16 protein-coding genes are annotated in these 20,324 nt (G+C 63.6%); 3 read left to right on the plus strand and 13 right to left on the minus strand.

Features of this window, described 5'->3' with window-relative positions:
* Positions 1-29: 29 nt before the first annotated feature.
* The 3 genes from BCEP18194_RS36015 to BCEP18194_RS36025 all read right to left on the minus strand — a co-directional run bounded on the left by BCEP18194_RS36015 (position 30) and on the right by BCEP18194_RS36025 (position 3,054).
* Positions 30-998, minus strand: coding sequence for a hypothetical protein (locus BCEP18194_RS36015; protein WP_011356246.1), 969 nt, complete (start codon positions 996-998; stop codon positions 30-32).
* A 106-nt stretch (positions 999-1,104) separates the two neighbouring features.
* Positions 1,105-2,745, minus strand: coding sequence for a DUF2334 domain-containing protein (locus tag BCEP18194_RS36020; protein WP_011356247.1), 1,641 nt, complete (start codon positions 2,743-2,745; stop codon positions 1,105-1,107).
* Positions 2,746-2,757: 12 nt separating this feature from the next.
* A complete protein-coding gene (locus BCEP18194_RS36025) occupies positions 2,758-3,054 on the minus strand; it encodes a hypothetical protein (protein ID WP_041493659.1) in 297 nt (98 codons plus the stop codon).
* A gap of 970 nt (positions 3,055-4,024) precedes the next feature.
* On the opposite strand from BCEP18194_RS36025, the gene BCEP18194_RS36030 reads away from it, so the two are divergent.
* Positions 4,025-5,986: a glycosyl transferase family protein gene (locus tag BCEP18194_RS36030; protein ID WP_011356250.1), complete on the plus strand. Its 1,962-nt coding sequence runs from the start codon at positions 4,025-4,027 to the stop codon at positions 5,984-5,986.
* A complete protein-coding gene (locus tag BCEP18194_RS36035) occupies positions 5,983-7,677 on the plus strand; it encodes a bacteriophage N4 adsorption protein A (protein WP_011356251.1) in 1,695 nt (564 codons plus the stop codon). Before BCEP18194_RS36030 ends, BCEP18194_RS36035 begins: the two co-directional genes overlap by 4 nt.
* Before the next feature lie 40 nt (positions 7,678-7,717).
* On the opposite strand, the gene BCEP18194_RS36040 is transcribed toward BCEP18194_RS36035, so the two are convergent.
* Positions 7,718-8,686: a hypothetical protein gene (locus tag BCEP18194_RS36040; protein ID WP_011356252.1), complete on the minus strand. Its 969-nt coding sequence runs from the start codon at positions 8,684-8,686 to the stop codon at positions 7,718-7,720.
* A gap of 417 nt (positions 8,687-9,103) precedes the next feature.
* Positions 9,104-11,404, minus strand: a complete 2,301-nt coding sequence (locus BCEP18194_RS36045; protein WP_041493660.1) for an NADP-dependent malic enzyme — start codon at positions 11,402-11,404, stop codon at positions 9,104-9,106.
* 136 nt (positions 11,405-11,540) lie between these two features.
* On the opposite strand from BCEP18194_RS36045, the gene BCEP18194_RS36050 reads away from it, so the two are divergent.
* A complete protein-coding gene (locus BCEP18194_RS36050; RefSeq protein WP_011356254.1) occupies positions 11,541-12,512 on the plus strand; it encodes a LysR substrate-binding domain-containing protein in 972 nt (323 codons plus the stop codon).
* A 92-nt stretch (positions 12,513-12,604) separates the two neighbouring features.
* Here the strand turns inward: BCEP18194_RS36050 and BCEP18194_RS36055 are convergent, their stop codons facing one another.
* The 8 genes from BCEP18194_RS36055 to BCEP18194_RS36090 all read right to left on the minus strand — a co-directional run bounded on the left by BCEP18194_RS36055 (position 12,605) and on the right by BCEP18194_RS36090 (position 20,117).
* Positions 12,605-13,255, minus strand: coding sequence for a hypothetical protein (locus tag BCEP18194_RS36055; protein ID WP_244273021.1), 651 nt, complete (start codon positions 13,253-13,255; stop codon positions 12,605-12,607).
* A gap of 133 nt (positions 13,256-13,388) precedes the next feature.
* On the minus strand, positions 13,389-15,281 hold the full coding sequence (locus BCEP18194_RS36060) for an SAM-dependent methyltransferase (RefSeq protein WP_041493661.1): 1,893 nt from the start codon (positions 15,279-15,281) through the stop codon (positions 13,389-13,391).
* A gap of 125 nt (positions 15,282-15,406) precedes the next feature.
* The gene (locus BCEP18194_RS36065) at positions 15,407-15,901 is read right to left on the minus strand and encodes a GNAT family N-acetyltransferase (RefSeq protein ID WP_011356257.1); all 495 of its coding nucleotides are present in this window, start codon (positions 15,899-15,901) and stop codon (positions 15,407-15,409) included.
* A gap of 108 nt (positions 15,902-16,009) precedes the next feature.
* A complete protein-coding gene (locus BCEP18194_RS36070) occupies positions 16,010-16,456 on the minus strand; it encodes a hypothetical protein (RefSeq protein WP_011356258.1) in 447 nt (148 codons plus the stop codon).
* 284 nt (positions 16,457-16,740) lie between these two features.
* Positions 16,741-17,109, minus strand: coding sequence for a VOC family protein (locus BCEP18194_RS36075; RefSeq protein ID WP_011356259.1), 369 nt, complete (start codon positions 17,107-17,109; stop codon positions 16,741-16,743).
* A 292-nt stretch (positions 17,110-17,401) separates the two neighbouring features.
* Complete coding sequence (locus tag BCEP18194_RS41505; protein WP_157687375.1) at positions 17,402-17,788, minus strand: hypothetical protein; 387 nt, start codon at positions 17,786-17,788, stop codon at positions 17,402-17,404.
* A 424-nt stretch (positions 17,789-18,212) separates the two neighbouring features.
* A complete protein-coding gene (locus tag BCEP18194_RS36085) occupies positions 18,213-19,127 on the minus strand; it encodes an alpha/beta hydrolase (protein WP_011356261.1) in 915 nt (304 codons plus the stop codon).
* Between the two features lie 87 nt (positions 19,128-19,214).
* Positions 19,215-20,117: an AraC family transcriptional regulator gene (locus tag BCEP18194_RS36090; RefSeq protein ID WP_244273025.1), complete on the minus strand. Its 903-nt coding sequence runs from the start codon at positions 20,115-20,117 to the stop codon at positions 19,215-19,217.
* Between the last annotated feature and the right edge of the window lie 207 nt (positions 20,118-20,324).

The following is a 20,324-nucleotide window of genomic DNA, read 5'->3' on the forward strand; positions in this document are numbered from 1 at the left end:
CCTGCACCGCTTGCCGGAATCGAACCGAATCAGTGCGGCGTCCCGGAGGGCGTGGCCGGCGGCGGCTTGGGTTTCCACGTCGAAAGCGCGTGCGTGAGGTCGTCCGACACATAGTGCGGACCGTCGAACAGATAGACGGGATAGCCGCGATACGCCACCAGCTGCTTGCTCAACTCGTCGGCGCTCGCTGAACGGAACCCGCCCCGCTCGGCGGGCCGGAACGCCTCGGCGATGACCCGCACGCGTTGCTTGCCCAACCGTGCGACCAGCTCGTCGAGGTAGCTGCGCGCGACATACGGCTCGCGGGCATAGACGCCGCAGCCGTCCTGGAAGAACACGCCGACGTCCGCGGGCAGCCACGCGGCGAGCCACTCCGCGAGCGCCTTTCCGCCGATATTGGTCTGGTCGTACACGCTCACCCAGAGCGGGCGCGGCAGCCGTTGCAGGATCGCGGCGAGCTTGGGCGCGTCCTGCCAGGTCGGATCGATCTCGACCGGGAAGTAGTAGCCGGTGACATGCAGCGGGACCGTTGCGTGCGCCACTTCCAGCGACTGGTCGGCAAGCGTCGACAGATGGGTGCGCGCCCGTTTTTCGTCCTGGTAGCCGGCCAGCCCCAGGATCACGTTGCGGGCCCACGGCTCACGGCCGATACGTTCCCAGTCGGGAAGATGCGCGGCAGGCTGGATGCGGGTGTTGGCGATGAACGCCGTATCGTCGACGACGGTCCACTGAATCAGCAGATCGTGTATGCCGAGTATCTGCCAGCTGCCGACCGGATTGGTCGTCGCGTTGTCCAGCTGCCAGACGATGCCGTCCGCGTGCACGTCGTGCGCGGTCCAGCTGCAGGCGGCCACGACGAGCGATGCACCGATCGCCGCGAGCGTCGCCGCGCGAGGCGAACGCGGCGCGACGGCGGGCGAGCCCGGTCGCGCTGCAAGCCGGAACCGGCCCATACGCTGTCGAATCCTGCGCCAGGCCGGGATCGCGTACGTGGTCATCGCTGGTTCCCCGGAAGCATGCCTGCGCGTCATCGTAGCCGATCAAACGCAAACGTGCGACCCGCGTTGCCAATGCGGGTCGCACGAGGTTGTCGCTACGTCGGCGTCACTTGGCCGTCGTGCCGTCCACCCACTTGTAGCCGAGATTCGTAATGCCGGTAATCATGCTCTGGAAGTCCTGGTACGCCGGCAATCCGAGATCCGGTTCAAGCCAGTACGGATGGAAGAAGAAGGACGCGAAACCGTCCCGCACCGCCAGGCCATACTGCGCATTGGTCACGATTTGCTGCCACGTGTACGTGATGCACGAGAACGGGTCGATATTGCAGATGTTGTACTGCACGCTGCCCAGGTTCTCCGGAACGATCCGCTGCCCGTAGTAATCGGAATTGATGATGTACGGGAAAAACTGCCCGGCGGAAAAGTCCTGGTTGGCCGCCCCCGTTCCGAGTTGCGGATTGGTCGCGGTGTAATACACGGCCCGCTGGAACGTGGTCGGGAACGTGAGCGCCGTGGCTGCCGATGCGGCCGGCGACATCTGGTACTGCGGCGCGGCAAAGCCGACGATCTTGTAGCCGTTGGTCGTGAACTCGAGCAGGCCATCGGCCATTCTGCCTTCCGCCCATGGGATGGAGTCCTCATCGACCGGCCGGTTCTGCACCGCATACCAGAACTCGTAGTCGCTGCCGCTGACGGCATTCAGCAGGTTCGGCGTCGAATCGTACTGGTGCGTATAGCCGTGCATCACGATCGAGCCGCCGCGCAAGAGCGCGTAATTCAGCGCTTTCTTGAGGCCCGTTGCCTGCGCCAGGTGGATCGTCTCCGGCACGCCGCCGTTGTAATAGCCGTTCGGGTCCGTATACAACGGGATGGTGGCCATCGTGAACGGGATTTTCTTCGAGTACATGTAGTTCGTCAGCAGCTGCATCGAACTCGTGGTCGTGTACGCGTCGAGGTCCTCCAGGCGGACGAGCGCACGATGATTCACCGGTGCATTGGTCTGCAGGATGTCGTGCAGGATGTCGCAAATCACCAGGTAGCGATCCGTCGGTCCGATATAGGAAAACGGCATGTCCGCGAAGTACCAGAAGTTGCCCGAGCGCACGATGTAGGGCGTGGTTGCCCCGCTCTGGCTGTTCTTGATGGTGACGAGCGCTTGCGCCTTGGTGGTATTGATCTGGGTCAGGCCGACATCCGGATCGGCGCTGATGACGCCGGTCGACGCGTTATACGCGTAGTACTTGACCATCGACAGGTTCTTGTACGTGACGGTGTCGTAGAAACCGGGATTCGGATTGCTCGCCGAAGGCGTCGCGTTCATCCCGGCGAGGCCCAGGAAGCTGAACCCGAAGGTCTGGTTGAACGTGTAGGCCGTGTTCCATGCCAGTTGCCACAGGTTGTACTTGAACCAGACCACCGTCTTCGTGGTGGTCATCACGTCGCTCATGAACGCCGTCGGAATCGGGTTGTTGTAGTAGTCGCCGATATAGAACGTCGCGTCGTGGCTCCCGACCATGCCGGCCGTGTAGTTCTGGATCGGAACCATATCGACCGTCGTATTGAAGTGGCCCAGCAGGTTCCTCAGCATGATGCTGTACATCAGTCCCAGCTTCGAAAACGGATCGTTGGCCGGATTGTCGTACAGGATGAGCGTATGGGCGGTGGTGGCCTGCGCGTGCGCGGTGCCCGGCAATGTCATTTGCGCGAGCCCCGCAAGCAGGGCGATGACGATCAAGATCTTTTTCATGGCCGTTTCTCCCTAGTCGCGTTCCACATTGCCGTTGGATTTACTGACAGACTTCTTGCTGAACTTCGGGCGGCCCGTTTCCTTGTACGCCTTTTCCCAATCCTCGTCGGACATGCCGGCTTTCACATTGACGTGCGCCGAGCCGTTCGGCAGCGGCGGCGGCTTGATCTTCGAGGCAGAAGAATTACTCGTCTGCTGCGCACCCACATCCTGAACGCCGACGGCGAAGACGAGCGTCGTGATCAATGCCGCGATTGACCCGGCGGCGCTCAACCCGTTTCGAAAAGATTGATTGCGATGCGAAGGCATGATTTTCATCCTTTGATATGCAAAATAAGTTCATCTCGTTAGCGAAACGAGCACGTCGAATCACCATCCGGAATCGGGGCGCCATGTCGTTAAATTCTGCTGCGCAATTGAAACCAGACAAATAAATCCGGGAGGAGATGGTTTGACTTTCAAGCTAGAACCGTACCATCCGTCGCAAATGGGCATAGCGCCAAGGGGACAAAATTGACGCGTCGACACAGCTCAAAAATGTGTCGATAAAACGTTTCAGGCATGCAACGCGGCGGTGTCACGAATTAAATCGGACAAACGCGAAAAACATGTTCGTACGATTCAGGGAAAACCAGTTAATCGCTGCGCGTCGCAAGGATGCAACGCTGCAATCGTCGCGATTGGAACGCATGCGCAATGACGACCGAGGTGCCGTGTTTCCGGTTCAACGCCCATCCGTTCCGCCGGCCACCGCTCGAATCGCGCGACGATTTCACGAGAGCCGCCGCTGAGGCCCGCCAGAGGGTCTGAAAACGATGTGTCATCCGGTCGATCGAGTGCGTGTTTCAGCACTGAAACATTTGGCTCGGATTCTGCGGGCCGATCCTGTGCCGCGCCGTTCGACGCCCGCAAGCTCAAGGGTCGAGCAGCGATGGCGCACGACTTGCTTGATGAACTGTGTGCTGCGGAGTCGGTGCGCGGGGGCACTGCGCGTGCGTCGGGTGGAGAGCGGTTGCAAGCGTTGAAGCATGCAGGGACGGAGGCAGGCAAAGCAGGAAACGGGCGGTCAAAAAGTCATCCACTGAACACGTTGCATCGCGCGCGATGCAACGTGGCCACATCGAGGAAGTTCGCGCCCTGCGCAGCGCTTTTTCGAGCGGCGGGCATTCGCGTGGCGCAAGCCGCGGAGTGGACGTGACGGGGGCGACGAGGACGGGAAGGTTTCGTCTTGCGTCGATACGAGGGGGAATAACCAGATAAAAGATAAAACGCGGAAAGAATGATGGATAACATGATTTGGAGTACGTATTTATACGCACTCAACCTTGTCGCCATTGTGACCGCAATCGTCATCCTGGTAAGCACCCTGGATGACCTCACGCTGGATGCCTGCTACTGGTCCTTTGAAATCCGTCGCATCCTGCGCCGAGAAAAATCGCAAACGGTTGATATCGGCATGCTGCGCGCGCTGGAAGAGCGGCATCTGGCGCTGATGGTGCCGGCGTGGAAAGAGTACGACGTGATCGCCAAGATGATCGAGAACACGTTGGCGACGCTCGAGTACGAGCGATACGTGATCTTCGTCGGCACCTATCACAACGATGCCGAAACCACGGCCGAGGTCGAACGGATGGTCCGCCGATATCCGGGCAGGGTCACGCGCGCGACCGTGATGAACGACGGGCCGACCTGCAAGGCCGACTGCCTGAACTGGATCATCGAAGCCATCCTGCGTTACGAATCGGTCCATCACATTCAGTTCGCGGGCGTCGTCATGCACGACTGCGAGGACGTCATTCATCCGGTCGAACTCAAGTACCTCAACCACGCGGTGGCGGATAGCGACCTGGTCCAGCTTCCCGTGCTGTCGTTGCCGCGGAAATGGAACGAGTTCGTCGCCGGCTGCTACCTGGACGACTTCAGCGAGACGCACCAGAAGGATGTGCCGGTGCGTGCGCGGCTGACCGGCGTCGTCCCGGGCGCGGGCGTGGCGTCGTGCTACAGCAGGCGCTCGATCGAAGCAGCGATGAAGGAACGCAACGGCTCTCCGTTCAACACCAGTTCGCTGACCGAGGATTACGACTTCAGCTTCCGGTTGAGAGACCTGGGGATGAAGGAAACCTTCGCATGCATTCCGCTGACGGGGATCGCGCGCGATGACACCGACAAGCGCGCACAGGGTGGCGTCGTCAGCCGAAACCTGCTGGCCACGCGCGAGTACTTTCCGAAAACATTTCGTACCGCGTACCGTCAGCGCACGCGCTGGATCCTCGGCATTGCCTTTCAGGGATGGGAGCAACTCGGCTGGAAAGGCAACCTGCTCACCCGATACATGTTCTTCCACGATCGCAAGGGCATCGTGACCTCGCTGTTTTCGGTCATTGCCTATGGCGTGCTGCTCAACTTCCTGCTGCTGGGCGCGCTCCAGAGAGCCGGCCATGTCATCCCGAACGGCGCCTCGCTCGTCATGGCGGCCGACTGGGTTGCACCGCTGCTGTGGATCAACACCGCGATGCTGTTTGCGCGCGCCGGGCAGCGCTTCCATTTCGTCAGCAAGCTGAACGGCCCGACCCAGGGGCTGCTCTCGATTCCGCGGATGTTCGTCAACAACCTGATCAACTTCTACGCGGTGTGTCGCGCGTGGCGCATCTATATCCGCCACCTGGTGACCGGCAAGCCCATCGCATGGGACAAGACCAGCCATACCTACCTGTCGAACGAAGCGCTCGGGAAAGTGCGCCTGAAAGTCGGCGAGATCCTGGTCGGCTGGGGCGTGGTGACACTGGAGCAATTGCAGGCGAGCCTGGAGAAGCAGCTGACCTGCGGCAGGCGGCTCGGGGAACTGCTGGTCGAAGGCTGCGCGATATCCGCGGAATCGCTGGCGGATGCGATCGCCGAGCAGGCCGAGCTGCCCCGCGTGAGCCTCGGCAACGTCGCGGTGGGCCACTTCGCGGATTCGCTGGCATTCGAGCTGCAGTACGCGTATCGCGCCGTCCCCTTCTCGACCGCGGACGACGGCACGTTGAACATCGCGGTCGGGCGGCCGCTGTCGCAGGACGAGCAGGATGTCGTGCGGCGCGGCGCCCGATCGAACGTGGCCTACTTCATCGCGTGCGATGCGGAGATTGCCGCCGAACTCTCCCGGCACTCGCGCTTCGTCGAACTCGTCCGCATACGCGACGGCGACCCGGCAGCGCAGCAGGGCGCTCCCGTGCAAAAACCCTCGGGAGAACAGGCATGAAGCATTCAACACTCCCGATCGCGGCCGGCCTCAAGCGCTGCGCGCGATTGAGCGCACTGGCGATCGCCGTGTCGCTGGCCTGGCAGGCGCCGGCTTCCGCCGCCCAGCAACTGACACCCAAGGCCTACAAGCTGGCCGACAGCGCGTACAAGGCGATCAACGCCGGCGACCTGCCCCTCGCGGAAGTGTATGCGTCGCGCGCCATCAAGCTTCAGCCCGGAAGCGAACAGCTCGGGCTGCTGCTCGTCGACGTATACAGACGGGAAGGAAAAGTCGACGAAGCGGACGACATGGTCGAATCGCTGATCGTTCGTTTTCCGAAGAGTGCGGCGGTACGCGCGCAGCATGGCTACCTGGCGCAGCGTCAGATGCGCTACGACGTGGCGTGCAGCGATTTCGCGGCCGCCGTCGCGACCGGGAAATGGAGCAAGGATCAGCAGCGCAACCTGCGTCTCGCCTGGTCGGACAGCGCGCTCGCGGCGAAGCTTCCGCATGAAGCCGGCGTTGCGCTGGCGCCGCTGGCCGATGAAAAATCGGCCGTGGTCCAGTTACGCATCGCGCAGATGAGCCTGCAGGCAGGCGACCGCGACACCGCCATCCGCGTGGCGGACCTGGCGGCCAGCGACGCGACGACCGACGGCGAGCGCAACATGGCCGCGTCGATCGCGGCACAGGCGCGGTTGGACGATCAGGCCGCTCAGGCGCCGGTGGACAATACCGCGCAACAGAAGCTGCAGGACGCCTACGACCTGCTGCGCGACCACAAGGATCGCGAGGCGCTCGACGCATTCCAGGAGGGATTTTCCGGCGGTGCCGGCAATGCGATGAACTACGCGGACGCGGGCTACGCCGCCAAGCGGATCGGGCTGAACCAGGAGTCCATCGATCTGTTCGAGCACAGCCTCGACGCCGATGAAAACGAGCACACGTTCGATGCGCAGCACAAGTTCGGCTATCGGCGGGAAGTCGAGCAGCTTCAGCGCACCTGGGGGTTCGTGCTGAGCGTACCGTACCAGTCGGCCGCGTTCGGCCCGCAAGGCACGATCAGCGTATTGCAGCCGGGTATCGAGGCGTACTGGCAGCCGCCGAAGATCGGCTATCAGAACGGCCGCATTTTCCAGTTCTTCGTGCGCGGATACGGCACGGCCTACGACGGATCGGGCAACGTGACCGGCATGCCGACTGTGCAGGGTTCGGTGGGCGCGCGCTACAAGCCGCTGCCCGACCAGAACGTCGTGCTGACCGCCGAGCGGCTGTTCCACGTCGGCAGCCTGTCGATGACCGACTGGCTGATGCGCCTGGGGTATTCGTCGGAAGGCGGGACCGACCTGAGGGTGACCGAGCCGAGCTGGCGCAGCTGGCAGGCGTATGTCGAGGGCGCTTACTTCATCAGCGCGGGTCGATACATCATTTATTCGGAGTTGCGCTACGGGCACACCTGGCGGTTGCCGATGATCAGCGATCGGCTGACCGTCTACCCGCACGCCGCGGTGGCCGGCGATCATGACAATCGGCAGCCGGACAAGACGGCGATCGGCGCCGGGCCCGGCATCCAGGTTCGGTACTGGTTTCGCGAAGGCCGCTATAGCGCGCCGGCAAGTTATCTGGATGTCACGGTGCAATACCGGTTCGGGTTGACGTCAGCGGCACGCGCACGTGGTCTCGTGGTACGCGCGACATTGTGGTTCTAGCCATCGACGCTGACGCTTGATCTGAAACGGCGCTGTTCGCTTAGTTGGGCGACTTGAGCGGAAGGATCGTTTGACGCAACAGCTGGAAGTACGAGCTCGTCGAATACGGGAGCATTTGCTCGACGTAGTTCCACCAGAAGAATCCGCCGATGAAACGCGGATCGTTCATGCTGTCGACCATCGGGTAGTAGGTCTTGATCAGGTTCTGCTGCACCGACGCCGGCGCGGAGGTTTCCGAGGTACCGATTTCGCCGAAGCCGACCTTCGCGTTCGGGAAGATGCTTTCCAGCGCCGCGAAATCGTTCTTCCACGTCGGATTCAGCCCCGTGCAATCCTGGTACGGGTAGTAGCTGAACAACGCGTAGTCAGCTTGCTGGCGGACCGTCGTGGACAGGAAGGTGGTCGGCCACGTCTTCCAGTAATCCTGCGGCTTCTCCCAGCAGTTGTTGCCCTTGCTGTCGTCGTTGTAGTACAGCGTGATGGCCGTCTTGCCGCCGTTCGATTTGACGATCTGGTTGGCTGCCGCAACCATCTGACCGATCTGCTGCTCTTGCGAGTTGACCACGGCGTTCGTGCCGCTCGGGTTGTTACGCAACCATTCGCCGTTGATTTCGTTCGCGATCTCCCAGACGTCGACGGTGTTCTTCAGCTGCGACACCAGTTCCTGCGTGCGTGCCTGATACGTGGCGAGCGTCGTAGGGAAATAGTAAGAATCGTAGATTTCACCCATCACGTACGCGACGGCGTGCAGGCGCAGCAGCGGTGCGTAGTAGTCGGCGGCCGACGTACCCGGATCGAACACGACACGCACGGTGGGCTTGTACGGCAGGTTCTGCAGCGACGCGACGATCGCGTCCAGCTTGGTCAGGTCGTCGAGGGTCACGCCGTAGACGGGATTCTTCAGAGGTTCGACCTGGGCTTGAGCGGACTGGGATAAAGGCAGGAGCCCAGCATAAGCGACGCATGCGGCGATGGCCGTGCGCGAAAGATTTTTCGTCAGTCTTTTCAAAACGCTTTCCGTCCTAAAGTAAGAAGAAGCGCGATTTTAGACGAAAATAAAAGCTAATTATCGGACGATATTGAAAGTGGCGAGCCCTAAAAGATGGTTAGGATCGGTATCAAAAATGGACACGCCAGGGTGTCGCGCCGAGACAGTTGTTACGTGATACTTATTAAATGCACTGCATCATCCATGCCTGGATGTGACGGGTGCGCCTCCGGGTAAAACCGAAGTCCGGGTCTGCGTGCAAACGATTGCCGACGACCGAAGCCGGTCGCCACCCACCTTGATGGACAAACGCGGCGCCGCGTCACGAACCACCCGCGGCACCCGTTCACCAGGCACCCGGTAGCGGAACCCGCGACAACCGGGAGCCCGCTACGCGGCGCCTTGCGGAGCCGCCACGGCCCCGCTTCCCTTTCCTGCTCAGGCAGACGCGTTGCGATTCGCCTCGATCACCGTCAACGCCGCCATGTTCACGATCCGCCGCACCGTCGCGCTCGACGTCAGGATGTTCACCGGCGCGTTGACGCCCAGCAGGAACGGCCCCACCGCCACGTTGCTGCCCGCCTCGGTCTTGAGCAGGTTGTACGCGATGTTCCCCGCATCCACGTTCGGGCAAACGAGCAGGTTGGCGGCCCCCTTCAGCGGCGACATCGGCAGCAGCCTCGAGCGCAAGCCCTCGTCGAGCGCGCAGTCGCCATGCATCTCGCCGTCCGCCTCGATATCCGGCGCCTGCTCCCGGACGATCTCCAGCGCCCGGCGCATCTTCACGCCCGACGCCGCACTCCCCGACCCGAAGTTCGACCGCGACAGCAACGCCGCCTTCGGCGTCAGATTCAGCCATTCCATCTGACGCGCCGCGGCAATCGTGAATTCCGCGATCTGCTCCGCATCGGGGTTGTCGTTGACGTGCGTATCCACCAGCGCGACCGTCCGCTGGTCGAGCAACAGGATGTTCATCGCCGCATAGGTCGACGCACCCGGCTTCTTCCCGATCACTTCGTCGACGAACCGCAGGTGGTTGTGATACTCGCCCACCGTCCCGCAGATCATCCCGTCCGCATCGCCGAGCCGCACCATCATCGCGCCGATCAGCGTCAGGCGGCGCCGCATCTCGACCCGCGCCATCTCCTTCGAGATGCCATCCCGGCACCGCAGCTCCCAATACGTCGTCCAGTACTGCGGGAACCGCTCGTCATACTCGGGATTGGTCACCTCGACGTCCTGGCCGAGCCGGATCCGCAGGCCGAAACGCTCGATGCGCGCCAGCAGCACCTCCGGGCGCCCGACCAGGATCGGCCGCGCCAGCTTCTCGTCGACGATCACCTGCACCGCGCGGAGCACGCGCTCGTCCTCGCCTTCGGTAAAGACGATCCGCGCCTTGCCACCGTCGCGCACCAGCCGGCGCGCCGTCGCGAACAGCGGCTTCATGAACGCGCCGGAATGGTAGACAAATTGCTGAAGTTGCTCGACGTACGCATCGAGATCGGTCAGCGGGCGCTTCGCCACGCCGCCTTCCATCGCCGCCTTGGCCACGGCCGGCGCGATCCGCACGATCAGGCGCGGGTCGAACGGCTTCGGAATCAGGTATTGCGCGCCGAACGCCACGTCGTACGCGCCGTAGGCCGCCGCAACGACTTCGTTCTGCTCTTCCTCGGCCAGCCCCGCGATCGCGTGAACCGCGGCGATCTCCATTTCACGGGTGATCGTCGTCGCGCCCACGTCCAGCGCGCCGCGGAAGATGTACGGGAAGCACAGGACGTTGTTGACCTGGTTCGGGTAGTCCGAGCGGCCCGTCGCGATGACGACGTCGTCGCGCGTCGCATGCGCCAGTTCCGGGAAGATTTCCGGGGTGGGATTGGCCAGCGCGAGAATCAGCGGGCGCGGCGCCATCGCCTTCAGCATGTCGGCGGTCAGGATGCCGCCGACCGACAGGCCCAGGAACACGTCCGCGCCGCCGATCACTTCGGCCAGCTTGCGCGCGTCGGTTTCCTGCGCGAAGCGCGACTTGGCCGGGTCCATCAGCGCGGTGCGGCCGCGATAGACGACGCCTTCGATGTCGGTCACCCAGACGTTTTCCACCGGCAGCCCGAGGTCGACCAGCAGGTCCAGGCAAGCCAGCGCGGCGGCACCGGCCCCCGACGTCACGACCTTCACTTCCGAAATCGACTTCCCGACGACCTTCAGCCCGTTGATGAACGCGGCGGAGACGGTGATGGCGGTACCGTGCTGATCGTCATGGAAGACGGGAATCTTCATGCGATCGCGCAGCTTCTGCTCGACCGTGAAGCACTCGGGCGCCTTGATGTCCTCGAGGTTGATCCCGCCGAAGGTCGGCTCGAGACCGGCGATGATGTCGACCAGCTTGTCCGGATCGGTTTCGTTGATCTCGATGTCGAAGACGTCGATCCCCGCGAACTTCTTGAACAGCACGGCCTTGCCTTCCATCACCGGCTTGGACGCGAGCGGGCCGATGTTGCCCAGACCCAGCACGGCCGTGCCGTTCGTGATCACGCCCACCAGGTTGCCGCGGCTCGTGAAACGGTGCGCCTGCAGCGGATCGGCGGCGATGGCTTCGCACACGCCCGCCACGCCCGGCGTGTAGGCCAGCGCGAGATCGCGCTGGGTCACGAGCGGCTTGCTGGCGACGACCGAGATCTTTCCCGGGGTCGGAAATTCGTGATAGTCGAACGCTGCCTGCTGCTGTGTCTCAGTCTGTTTCATGTTTTCCGATCCGGGCACGGGCGCCAGGCCAGTCCCGGCGCGATCCATGAAGGTGATTCTAGGGATCCGCCATAAGGTGATGATTCTGTTTTAATATCGGTCCATCACTTTTTCATGATGAATACGTGACCAGTCAATGACTTTCGATGCAAACGACGTGGTCAGGCGGCTGGGCGCCCGCTTGAAGATGCGGCACCTGGTGCTGTTGTTGCAGATCCAGCAGCACGGGTCGCTGACGCGCGTCGCGGAGCACATGGCCAGCAGCCAGCCGGCCGTGACGAATGCGCTGTCCGAGCTGGAGAGCATGTTCGGCACGCCGCTGTTCGAGCGCTCGTCGCGCGGCATGCGGCCCACCGCGCTCGGCGCGGTCGTGCTCGAGCGGGCGAAGGCGATGCTCAAGGATCTCGACCACCTCGCCCGCGAGATGGAGGCGGTCGCCGCCGGGCATGCGGCCCACCTGCATATCGGCGTGATCCCGTTCATTTCCGGACAGATGCTGTCGGCCGCGCTCAAGCGGCTGCAAGCGCGCATGGAAAGGCGCCTGACCGTGACGATTCACGAAGGCACCAGCGATCAGTTGCTGCTGCAGCTCAGGGATCACAGCGTCGACATCGTGATCGGGCGGGCCTCGTCGGCGATCGACCTGGGCCAGGTCTCCTTCGAAGTGCTGTACCAGCAGCAACCGCGCATGATCGCGAGCCGGCGTCTCGCCGCGAAACTGGCCCGCGCCGCGCTCGACTGGCACAAGCTGCACGCGCTCGACTGGATTCTCGGCGCACCGCACACGCCGATGCGCGAACAGGTCACCGACCTGTTCCTGTCGGCCGGCATCGCGCCGCCCGTTCCGGTCGTCGAGAGTTACTCGTCCAAGCTGATCGGCGAGATGATCGCGTCGAGCGACGAAGCCGTCTCGATCGTGCCCGCCGATATCGCGGAAGAACTGGTGCGGATCGCCGGCGTGGCGATCGTGCCGTACTCGCTGGTGTGGACGCTCCCGCCCATCGCGCTGTTTACCCGCGCCGCGGATTCGCGTTCGCCTGCGCGGGATCTGCTCGTCGAGGCGCTGCGCGGGGTGTGCAAGGAGACGTACGGGGACGCGCAGCGATAGGGTTTCGCGAGCCGGCCTTGCGTTGAATGGCTCGCCGGGTCCGCCATAAACTGCCCTGTGTCCCGGCGGATACCGGGCACGTCTGTCGCAGGCTACTTGCTCGCCGCGAGGCGCCGCTGAATTTCCGCGCGCTCGGTGGCCAGCACGCGATCCGAGCCCTCGCCGCGGTCATAGCGCCTGGTCGTCCGGTAGGAAAACCGCTTCCTGTATTGATTGATGGCGGGATCGAACACCCACGCGTCGACGTCGAAGAAGTGCTTGCCGAAATGATCCTCGTTGTCGGCCCACACGAAGTCCGCCCGGACGAACACCGGATAAGGCGACACGTCCGGCGCCTTCCACATCGCGCGGTCAGCCGATTCCGTCTGGGTGACTTCCGGCATCAGGTTTTCGATCTTGCCGTTCGCGCCATAGCGCAAGATCGCCACGCGCTCGAGCATCCCGCTGCCGCCGCCCGAGAACATCCCCGAGAAGAACACCCAGGAACCGCCCGATGCAATCGGCAACCGTTCGGAACGTGGCATCAGTCCGAACTGGTAAAGCTCCTTCGGCGAATTGGGAAGCGGCGCAGGCGGCATCTGGAAGCACGGCGCACGCTCGGGAAGCACGCAGAGTGTCGCGCCGGACAGCGGGAGACCGTCGCTATCCGTCCGGCCCTCCGCCTGGGTGAAACGCGGGAATGCGAGTTCGCTGGAGGCAGCTTGAGCCGCTGCGATCCCCACGACGGAAATGCTCAGGATCACTCCGAGCGACTTGAAGACCCTGCGCATGCCCCTGCCCCCTTCTCTCATGTTTTGATCGCCGCGAATTGTCGATGATCCGACCGCTTCTGTCGAATGAGCGGTCGCGGCCGGCGATACGCGCCGGCCAGCATCGTCAGACGGTGGCCAGGACCAGACGCCCCGGCGATGCGCCAATATGCAGCCCGTCCGCGCGATTCGCGAGATAGCGCTGGTTCAACTCGTCCGGCGTCCACGTGTTGCTGTGGCTGAAGCCCAGCACGGCCAGCCGCCTGGTGAGCGCGTCGGGTTCGAAGAAACACTTCCACGGTTCGCCGCGCTCGGCGAACCGCGCCATCATCTGCTCCATCGCGATACGCATGATCGGCGGCAGGGTCGGCAGCGGAACCACATATTCGAGCAGGACCGCGCTGCCTTTGGCGCAGCCCGCGATGAAGCGCAGCGTCTCGATGACCGCGGCCTCGTCGAGATACATCGTCACGCCCAGCCAGCTGAACAGCGCCGGCGCATCGGCATCGAATCCCGCGCGCGCCAGCCCTTCCGCGAGCCCGACCCGCTCGAAATCGACCGGCACGAATCGCAGCGACGGCGGCACCGCGATGCCCGCCTCGCGCAAGCGGGCCTGCTTCCACGCCTGCGTCGCCGGCAGGTCGACTTCGAACACGCGCCCCGGCGCATCGGGTCGCCGGTATGCGCTGGTATCGAGCCCCGCGCCGAGCACCACATACTGGTGAACACCACGTTCGATCGCGTCGGCCCAGACGTCGTCGGCAAGCCGGCTGCGTACGACCACCGTGCTGCGCATGCCCACTGTCATCGGCTGGCGGAACTTGTCGAGGTTGTCGCGCAGGGCCTGCGCCTCGGTCGCGCCGAGCACGGTCAGGGCGACCGGATCGTCGAGCACCAGCGGCCGGTCGAGCAACTGGTGTGCGGCCCGCTGCGTGGCCACCATCAACGCGCTCGGCTTGGGCCCGGCGTTCACCGGTGTCGTGTCGTGGCCGACGATATGCGCCCGGTTCAGGTAGGCCAGCAACGCATCGTCGAGGCCGATGCCCAGTTGCAGATCCGGTTCGCGCATCATCGCATCGCGCACGCGTGCTTCCAGCGCGGCGTCGTCGCCGCAGAAGCTGTCGAGAAACAACTGCTGCCAGCGCTTGACGATGGCCTGCACCGCAGGCGCACCGGCGTCCACGCCCGCGTCCAACTGCGCTCTCAGTTCGACTACCAGCGCCGGCCACGCGCGATCCTTCATCGCGGCGAACTGGCGCCGCCGCACCTCGACGGCCTGAGCCGGATCGAGGTACTTCGCCAGCAGCGCGCAACGCGCGTGCGCGAACGCTTCGTCGATCCATGCCAGCATCTCCGCCGTGATGCCGACGATTTGCGGGGCGCGCGGCTCGTCGAGCTGCATTCGCATCAGCTTGGTCGCGAGCGTCGGGTCGTTACGCGTCATGCGGACCACGAGGCGGATCCAGCGCCACGCGAGTGCCTGGGCGGCCTCGCTGTCGGTCGGCAGCGCCTGCTGCGTGGCCACGCGAACCGCTTCGATCAGCGCGGCCCACGATGGATCCGTCGGCGCGATCGTATCCGGCCCGGATGCCAGCAACGCATCGAGTTCGTCGTCATCAAGGTGCTTTTGGATCATGTTCATTCGCTCCAGAGCGTTCAGCCAGTCGGTTGCCGTGGTCTCGTCGCCGGCGGCGATCATGTCCACGATGTATCGCAGGTGACGACCGAGGCGCTGCGCGCGCGATGCCTGCGCGTCGAGTTCCGCGATCTGGCGCTGCAGAAGCGCGAGCGGTGAGCCGGCCAGTTGGCCGTCGAGGCTGGCCTTGATGTCCGGCAGCGAATACCCGAACCGTTTCAGCGCTTCGATCCGATGCAGCCGGACGAGGTCGTCCCGCCCATACAGGCGCGCGCCGCCGTCGGTGCGCTGCGACGGCGACAGCAGCCCGATCGCATCGTAGTGATGCAAGGCCCGGACGCTCAGTCCCGCCCGCTTCGCCAGATCGCCGATTTTCAGTCGCATGTTTTCCCAGTCGTCGGGGTCGACCATAAAAGCTGACGTAGCGTCAGGTGCAAGGGAAATCGAAGGGGTTGTGTGGGCGGTCGGTTGAAACGTCCAGGACAATTCACCGGGGCTCCAGCAGAAAGCTACTTAGCCGGTTTCTCGTACAGTGCCCAGACGATCCCGTCTGATTTCAACCCGACGCGAATGAAGCCGAGCGACTCGTAGTAAGCGCAGAGCGTCACGTTGTCGACGGCGCAATCGAGTCGAACGAAACGCCGGTTCACGCTGCTCACCTTGCGCGCGCACCAGTCGAGCATGAAGCTGCAGAGCCCTTGCCCGTTGAAACCTCGCCGCACACAAAGGCCGTGCACGTAACCGGCGATCGGTTCCTGCGGCCCCCAGTGCTTGTCCTCGTCGAAAGCGAGCGTGAACGTCCCGGCCAACGTGCCGCCCAGTTCGACGACGTACACCTCCTTTTGGGAGACGTTGTTGCGTACCCACGCCTCGGAAAATCCGTCGCCTTCCTTGCCCCACACATGATCGCCGTGCGTGAGCTTCTTCGCGTGTGCGTCATTCCGGATCTGCGTCAGCGCCGGTATGTCGTCTGCCGTTGCCCTGCGGATGCTTTTCGAGGTCATCGCTCGTCTCTCCGTTGAGTCTTCACGTCGTGACTCGAAAGCCGCCATCCCGCAAAGCCGCACGCCTGACAGCAAGCACGCGCTCCGTCAGCCGAAGGCGCGACGCGCTTATGAAGAAGCCACCGCCTGGAACCAGCGCGTACACGGGCCCGTAAAAATGAGCACGGTGGCGATCGCATTGGCTAAAAAACCAACTTCGACCAGACTCACCCTGAAAGGAAAACCCGCCACGATAAACGCCAGCGTCGTGACGATCGTGAGCGCGAGTTCCAGCATGCGCGCCAGCTTCTGTCGCTGGCAGAGACCCACGATCAGGCTGGCGTTCAAAGAAAGCCAGAAGGCCTGGACTATCGCAACCCACGCGAAACCTTGACGCATGAGCGCTGCCTTCGCCGCGGGTACCTGGCCGACCTCATCGAAGCCCATCATCATGAACCAGACGGCGAGTCCGACCTCGATGAGCCAGACAATTGTGAAGAGCGCGATAGCGTGACGGATCTGCCGCGGTGCGTCGTCGCGAAACGCCGGCATTGCCTTCAATTTGCTGATTGGCATCGTCTTTTTCAGGAAGCCAGCGCCTCCCGCCCCGGATGGTGTTGGTATCGTATTCGCCGCTTGTCGATATCACGCTGCAACGCGTGTCCGCCGAGTGTAGTACACCGGCGATCGCGACAGGTACGGTCAGGGTCCTGACGTTAATCGCCGGTCACTGCTTCTTGCAAAAGATTCGAGGGCATGCGTTCGCTCATCGTTCCGGAGGCATCGGTCAGCGACTGTGCTTCAACACGTGACGTCCGAGGCAGCCTCGCCTCCCGATTCCGTTCGACAGGGAATCCCCCCTACGCCTGATGGCACACCACCTCGATATTGTGTCCATCCGGCCCGATGACGAACGCCGCGTAGTAATTCGCGTGATAGTGCGGCCGCAGCCCCGGTGCGCCGTTGTCCTTCCCGCCGGCCGCCAGCGCCGCGCGATAGAACGCCTCGACTTGCTGCCGGTTGTCGGCCACGAACGCGATGTGAAGATGCGCCGGTTTCTCCGTCGTCAGGAACAGGCACAACGACGGCTTGCCCGGCGGGGAAATCTCGATGCCGTACGACGGCTCGCCTTCCCCCTGCACCACGACGCCAAGCGGTTCAAGTGCGCTCAGGAAAAACGCCTTGCTGGCTGCAAAGTCGGTCACGCCGAATTTGACATGGTCAAACATGACTCCCCCTCGGATAGATGGGTCTGCCGGCACCCGGATGGATTGTGTAAATCACCGCGATGGTGCCACACGTCGCCGTCGCCGGCACCCCCGCTCGCGACCAAACAAAAAAAGCCCGACACAGTCGGGCCAACGAGCGAGATACAAGGAGACATCCCGCTCACCCCTCATCGAGCGGTCACACCGTGCTACCTGACGTCATCATGATCCTGGCGACAGCCGACGATCGCGTACGGCATGGCGACCGAGCGTCGATCGACAGGCTTGCCTGGAAGGATTCGGAAAGAAACGACTACTGCGAAACGGGTGCGCCGGACGACCCGTCCGCCGGCATGGTCGGCAAAGGAACGGCCGCGCTGTTCGACCCGCTGCCCGTTGCGCCGGCTGAATTCGTGGTGCCCGTTTGTCCGCGGCGGCCACGGTGCGCGCCACGCGCGACCGGCGGTGCGCTCGCGGCAACCGGCCGTATCGGCGGATGCGCGATGTACTGGAAGTTCTCGTTGATCGCGCTATTGCCCGTATCGTACGACCGGTGCACGAACACGCTGCTGGTCACGGGCTCGCTGGCTTGCGCGAACGCCGGCGGCATGGCGGACACCGTCGCGGCTGCCGCCGCCGCGCTCAACGCGGCGATCCGCACGAGCGAACCGGCATCGCGGACTGTCGGGCGTACTGTCACGCTAGGTTTCCTCCAATCTGCATCCGGTCGGCGATCGTTCGGCCGCCGGTGGCGCCCGCCCGAAAAATTGGCCCGCACCTGAGTGCGGGCCAAGCCGAGAACACAACAACACCTTGGGGGGGTATCAAGGCGAGACCAGTCTAGCCCGAGTCGCCCGATAGAAAATTTCAGGCCAAATTACAGCTATTACTCCATATAACGAAGCAGCGATCGCCGTCGCGTGTGGCCAAGTGGTGCCGCATCGTTCGTGAGCCCGCGTAACGACTTGGCTCCGCGAGTCGTTCTCCGGCGTCGCTTCAGGCGTGTGGCGTGACGCCGACGCGCTTCAACCTTCCATTTGCCCTGCAAACGCAGTCGCGGTCAAAACCACCGACAGCGACATTCATACAAGCCGCGGACACTGCCAACGCCGCAACGGGCCAGATCAACGCGCGCCGCACAAATACAGCGTGAACCACTCCACCGCCGCCTGGCTGGTTGCATCGAAGTGCTCGATATACGGCGTGAAATGTCCGCCCTTGATCATGAGCAGCCGCTTCGGCTCCAGCGCACTTCCCCACGCCTTGAGGCAAAGGTCGGTGGGCGTCAGCAGGTCCTGGTCGGCGACGATCATCAGCAACGGGGTGGGCGAGATGCGTTCGACATACTGGCCCGGCTCGTTCTCGCGCGACATCTCGGCGCTGCGTAGCGTCACTTCGTTTTTCCAGTTCGGTGCGAACTGCGCCGCCGACTCGGTGAAGAACCGGTACGCATCCGCGCCTGCCATCGCACAGGCCGCCGTGGGATCGGCGCTGACAGCCGGCAACATCGCCGGCGGGCCGCCCGCGAATCGCTGCCGGCGATCTTCATCGAAGCGAGCCAGCGCCGCCGGCACCAGATCGGAACGCGTACGGCGCAACGCCGACTGATAGCCGCTGATCGTCGGCACCTGCGACACCACGCATTTGACGCGCCGGTCGATCGCCGCGACTTCGAGCACGTGGCCGCCGCTGTAACTGGTGCCCCAGATGCCGATGCGTGCGGCGTCGACGTCCGGTCGGGTGAGCAGATAGCTGATCGCATCGCGATAACCGCGCTTCTGTTGCACCGGGTCGATCTCCTGACGCGGGTACCCGTCGCTCGCACCGAAATTCCGGTGATCGTAGAGCAGCACGCCAAAGCCGCCGGCGGCGAACACCTCGGCGTAGCGATCCAGATATTGTTCCTTCACACCGGAGAAGCCGTGCGCCATCACGATGGCCGGATGCGTTGCGGTATCGGCAATGCGCCGTGCCGGCTCGTAGTACCAGCCTCGCAGCGTAGTGCCTTCGGACTGGAATTCGATGTCATGTCGCGTCATGTCGGCTTGCCTCGTTCGGTCAGTGGATTCGATGACCGACACGATAAGCGTGCGCGCCACACCCCGCGTTTGCTGGAAAGACGTTTGCTACGCGGAATCGGACAGTTTCGCGTAAGCGCTGGGCGTCATGCCGGCAAACCGGCGAAACACGGTCGAGAACGCGCTCGTGGTTTCGTAGCCGAGCTCGGCCGCGACGGCGATCACAGAGCGCCCCGACGCCAGCAGCGGGCGCGCGGCCGAAATCCGGGCCTGCTGGCGCCACTGGCTGAACGACAACCCGGTTTCGGCGGTGAACAGCCGGGCCAGGGTCCGGCTCGATGCGCCGACTTCATCGGCCCATTCCGTCAGCGTTCGCTGATCGGCCGGATTCGCCAGAATCGCGTCGCAGACTCGGGCAAGACGCCGGTCCTGGCCGGACGGCAGCCGCAACGGTTGCTCGGCCGACCACTCGATTTCGGCGAGCATGAGCTGGATGACGAGATCGTCGCGTCCGTCGGGATTGACCTCGACCGGGAACGCCGATGCGCGCACGATCAATTCACGCAGCAGCGGCGACACGTTGACCAGGCTCGGCTGCTCCGGGGTGGCCGATCGGTATGCTCGCGGGTCGACATAGGCGGTGCGCATTTCGAGCTGCCCGTGGGCGCGCATCGCGTGCGGCAGGTCGGGCGGAATCCACAGTGCGCGATGCGGCGGGATCATCCAGAGCGACTGGCTGGCGATGACTTCGGCGATGCCGGTGGTGGTGTAGACGAGTTGTGCGCGCGGGTGCCGGTGCTCCGCGACGACGAAGCCGTCGGGGAAGGCTTTCGGCATGACGGCGGCGATGCCGGGTGCATGCTGGTAGTCGCGCGGGTCGGTGCTCTTCGTGACGGGTGCGATGCCGGCACGCTGCGGATCTGCCGTTGCGTTTTGCTCGGTCGCTTTACCGTGGCCGCGCCCTTCGACCTTCATCGCTCGTCCTCTCGTTTGTGCGGAATCGCCGGTCATGCGATCCCGCGAATCGGACAGATGATACGGGAATGTCCGCCCCCGGGAATCCCGGAATGAAGCTGCGAATCGGTGACGCGATGGCAGTGCCGATTCGCTGTGCCGCACACGCGATATGTCGCGGCAAACTTCCGGTTTCGCCCGTTTCAGCAGCATGCTGCACGATCTTGGAAGTTCGATTCCGTGCTGCTATCGTTGTGCACCTTT

Source organism: Burkholderia lata (assembly GCF_000012945.1).
Classification (GTDB): domain Bacteria; phylum Pseudomonadota; class Gammaproteobacteria; order Burkholderiales; family Burkholderiaceae; genus Burkholderia; species Burkholderia lata.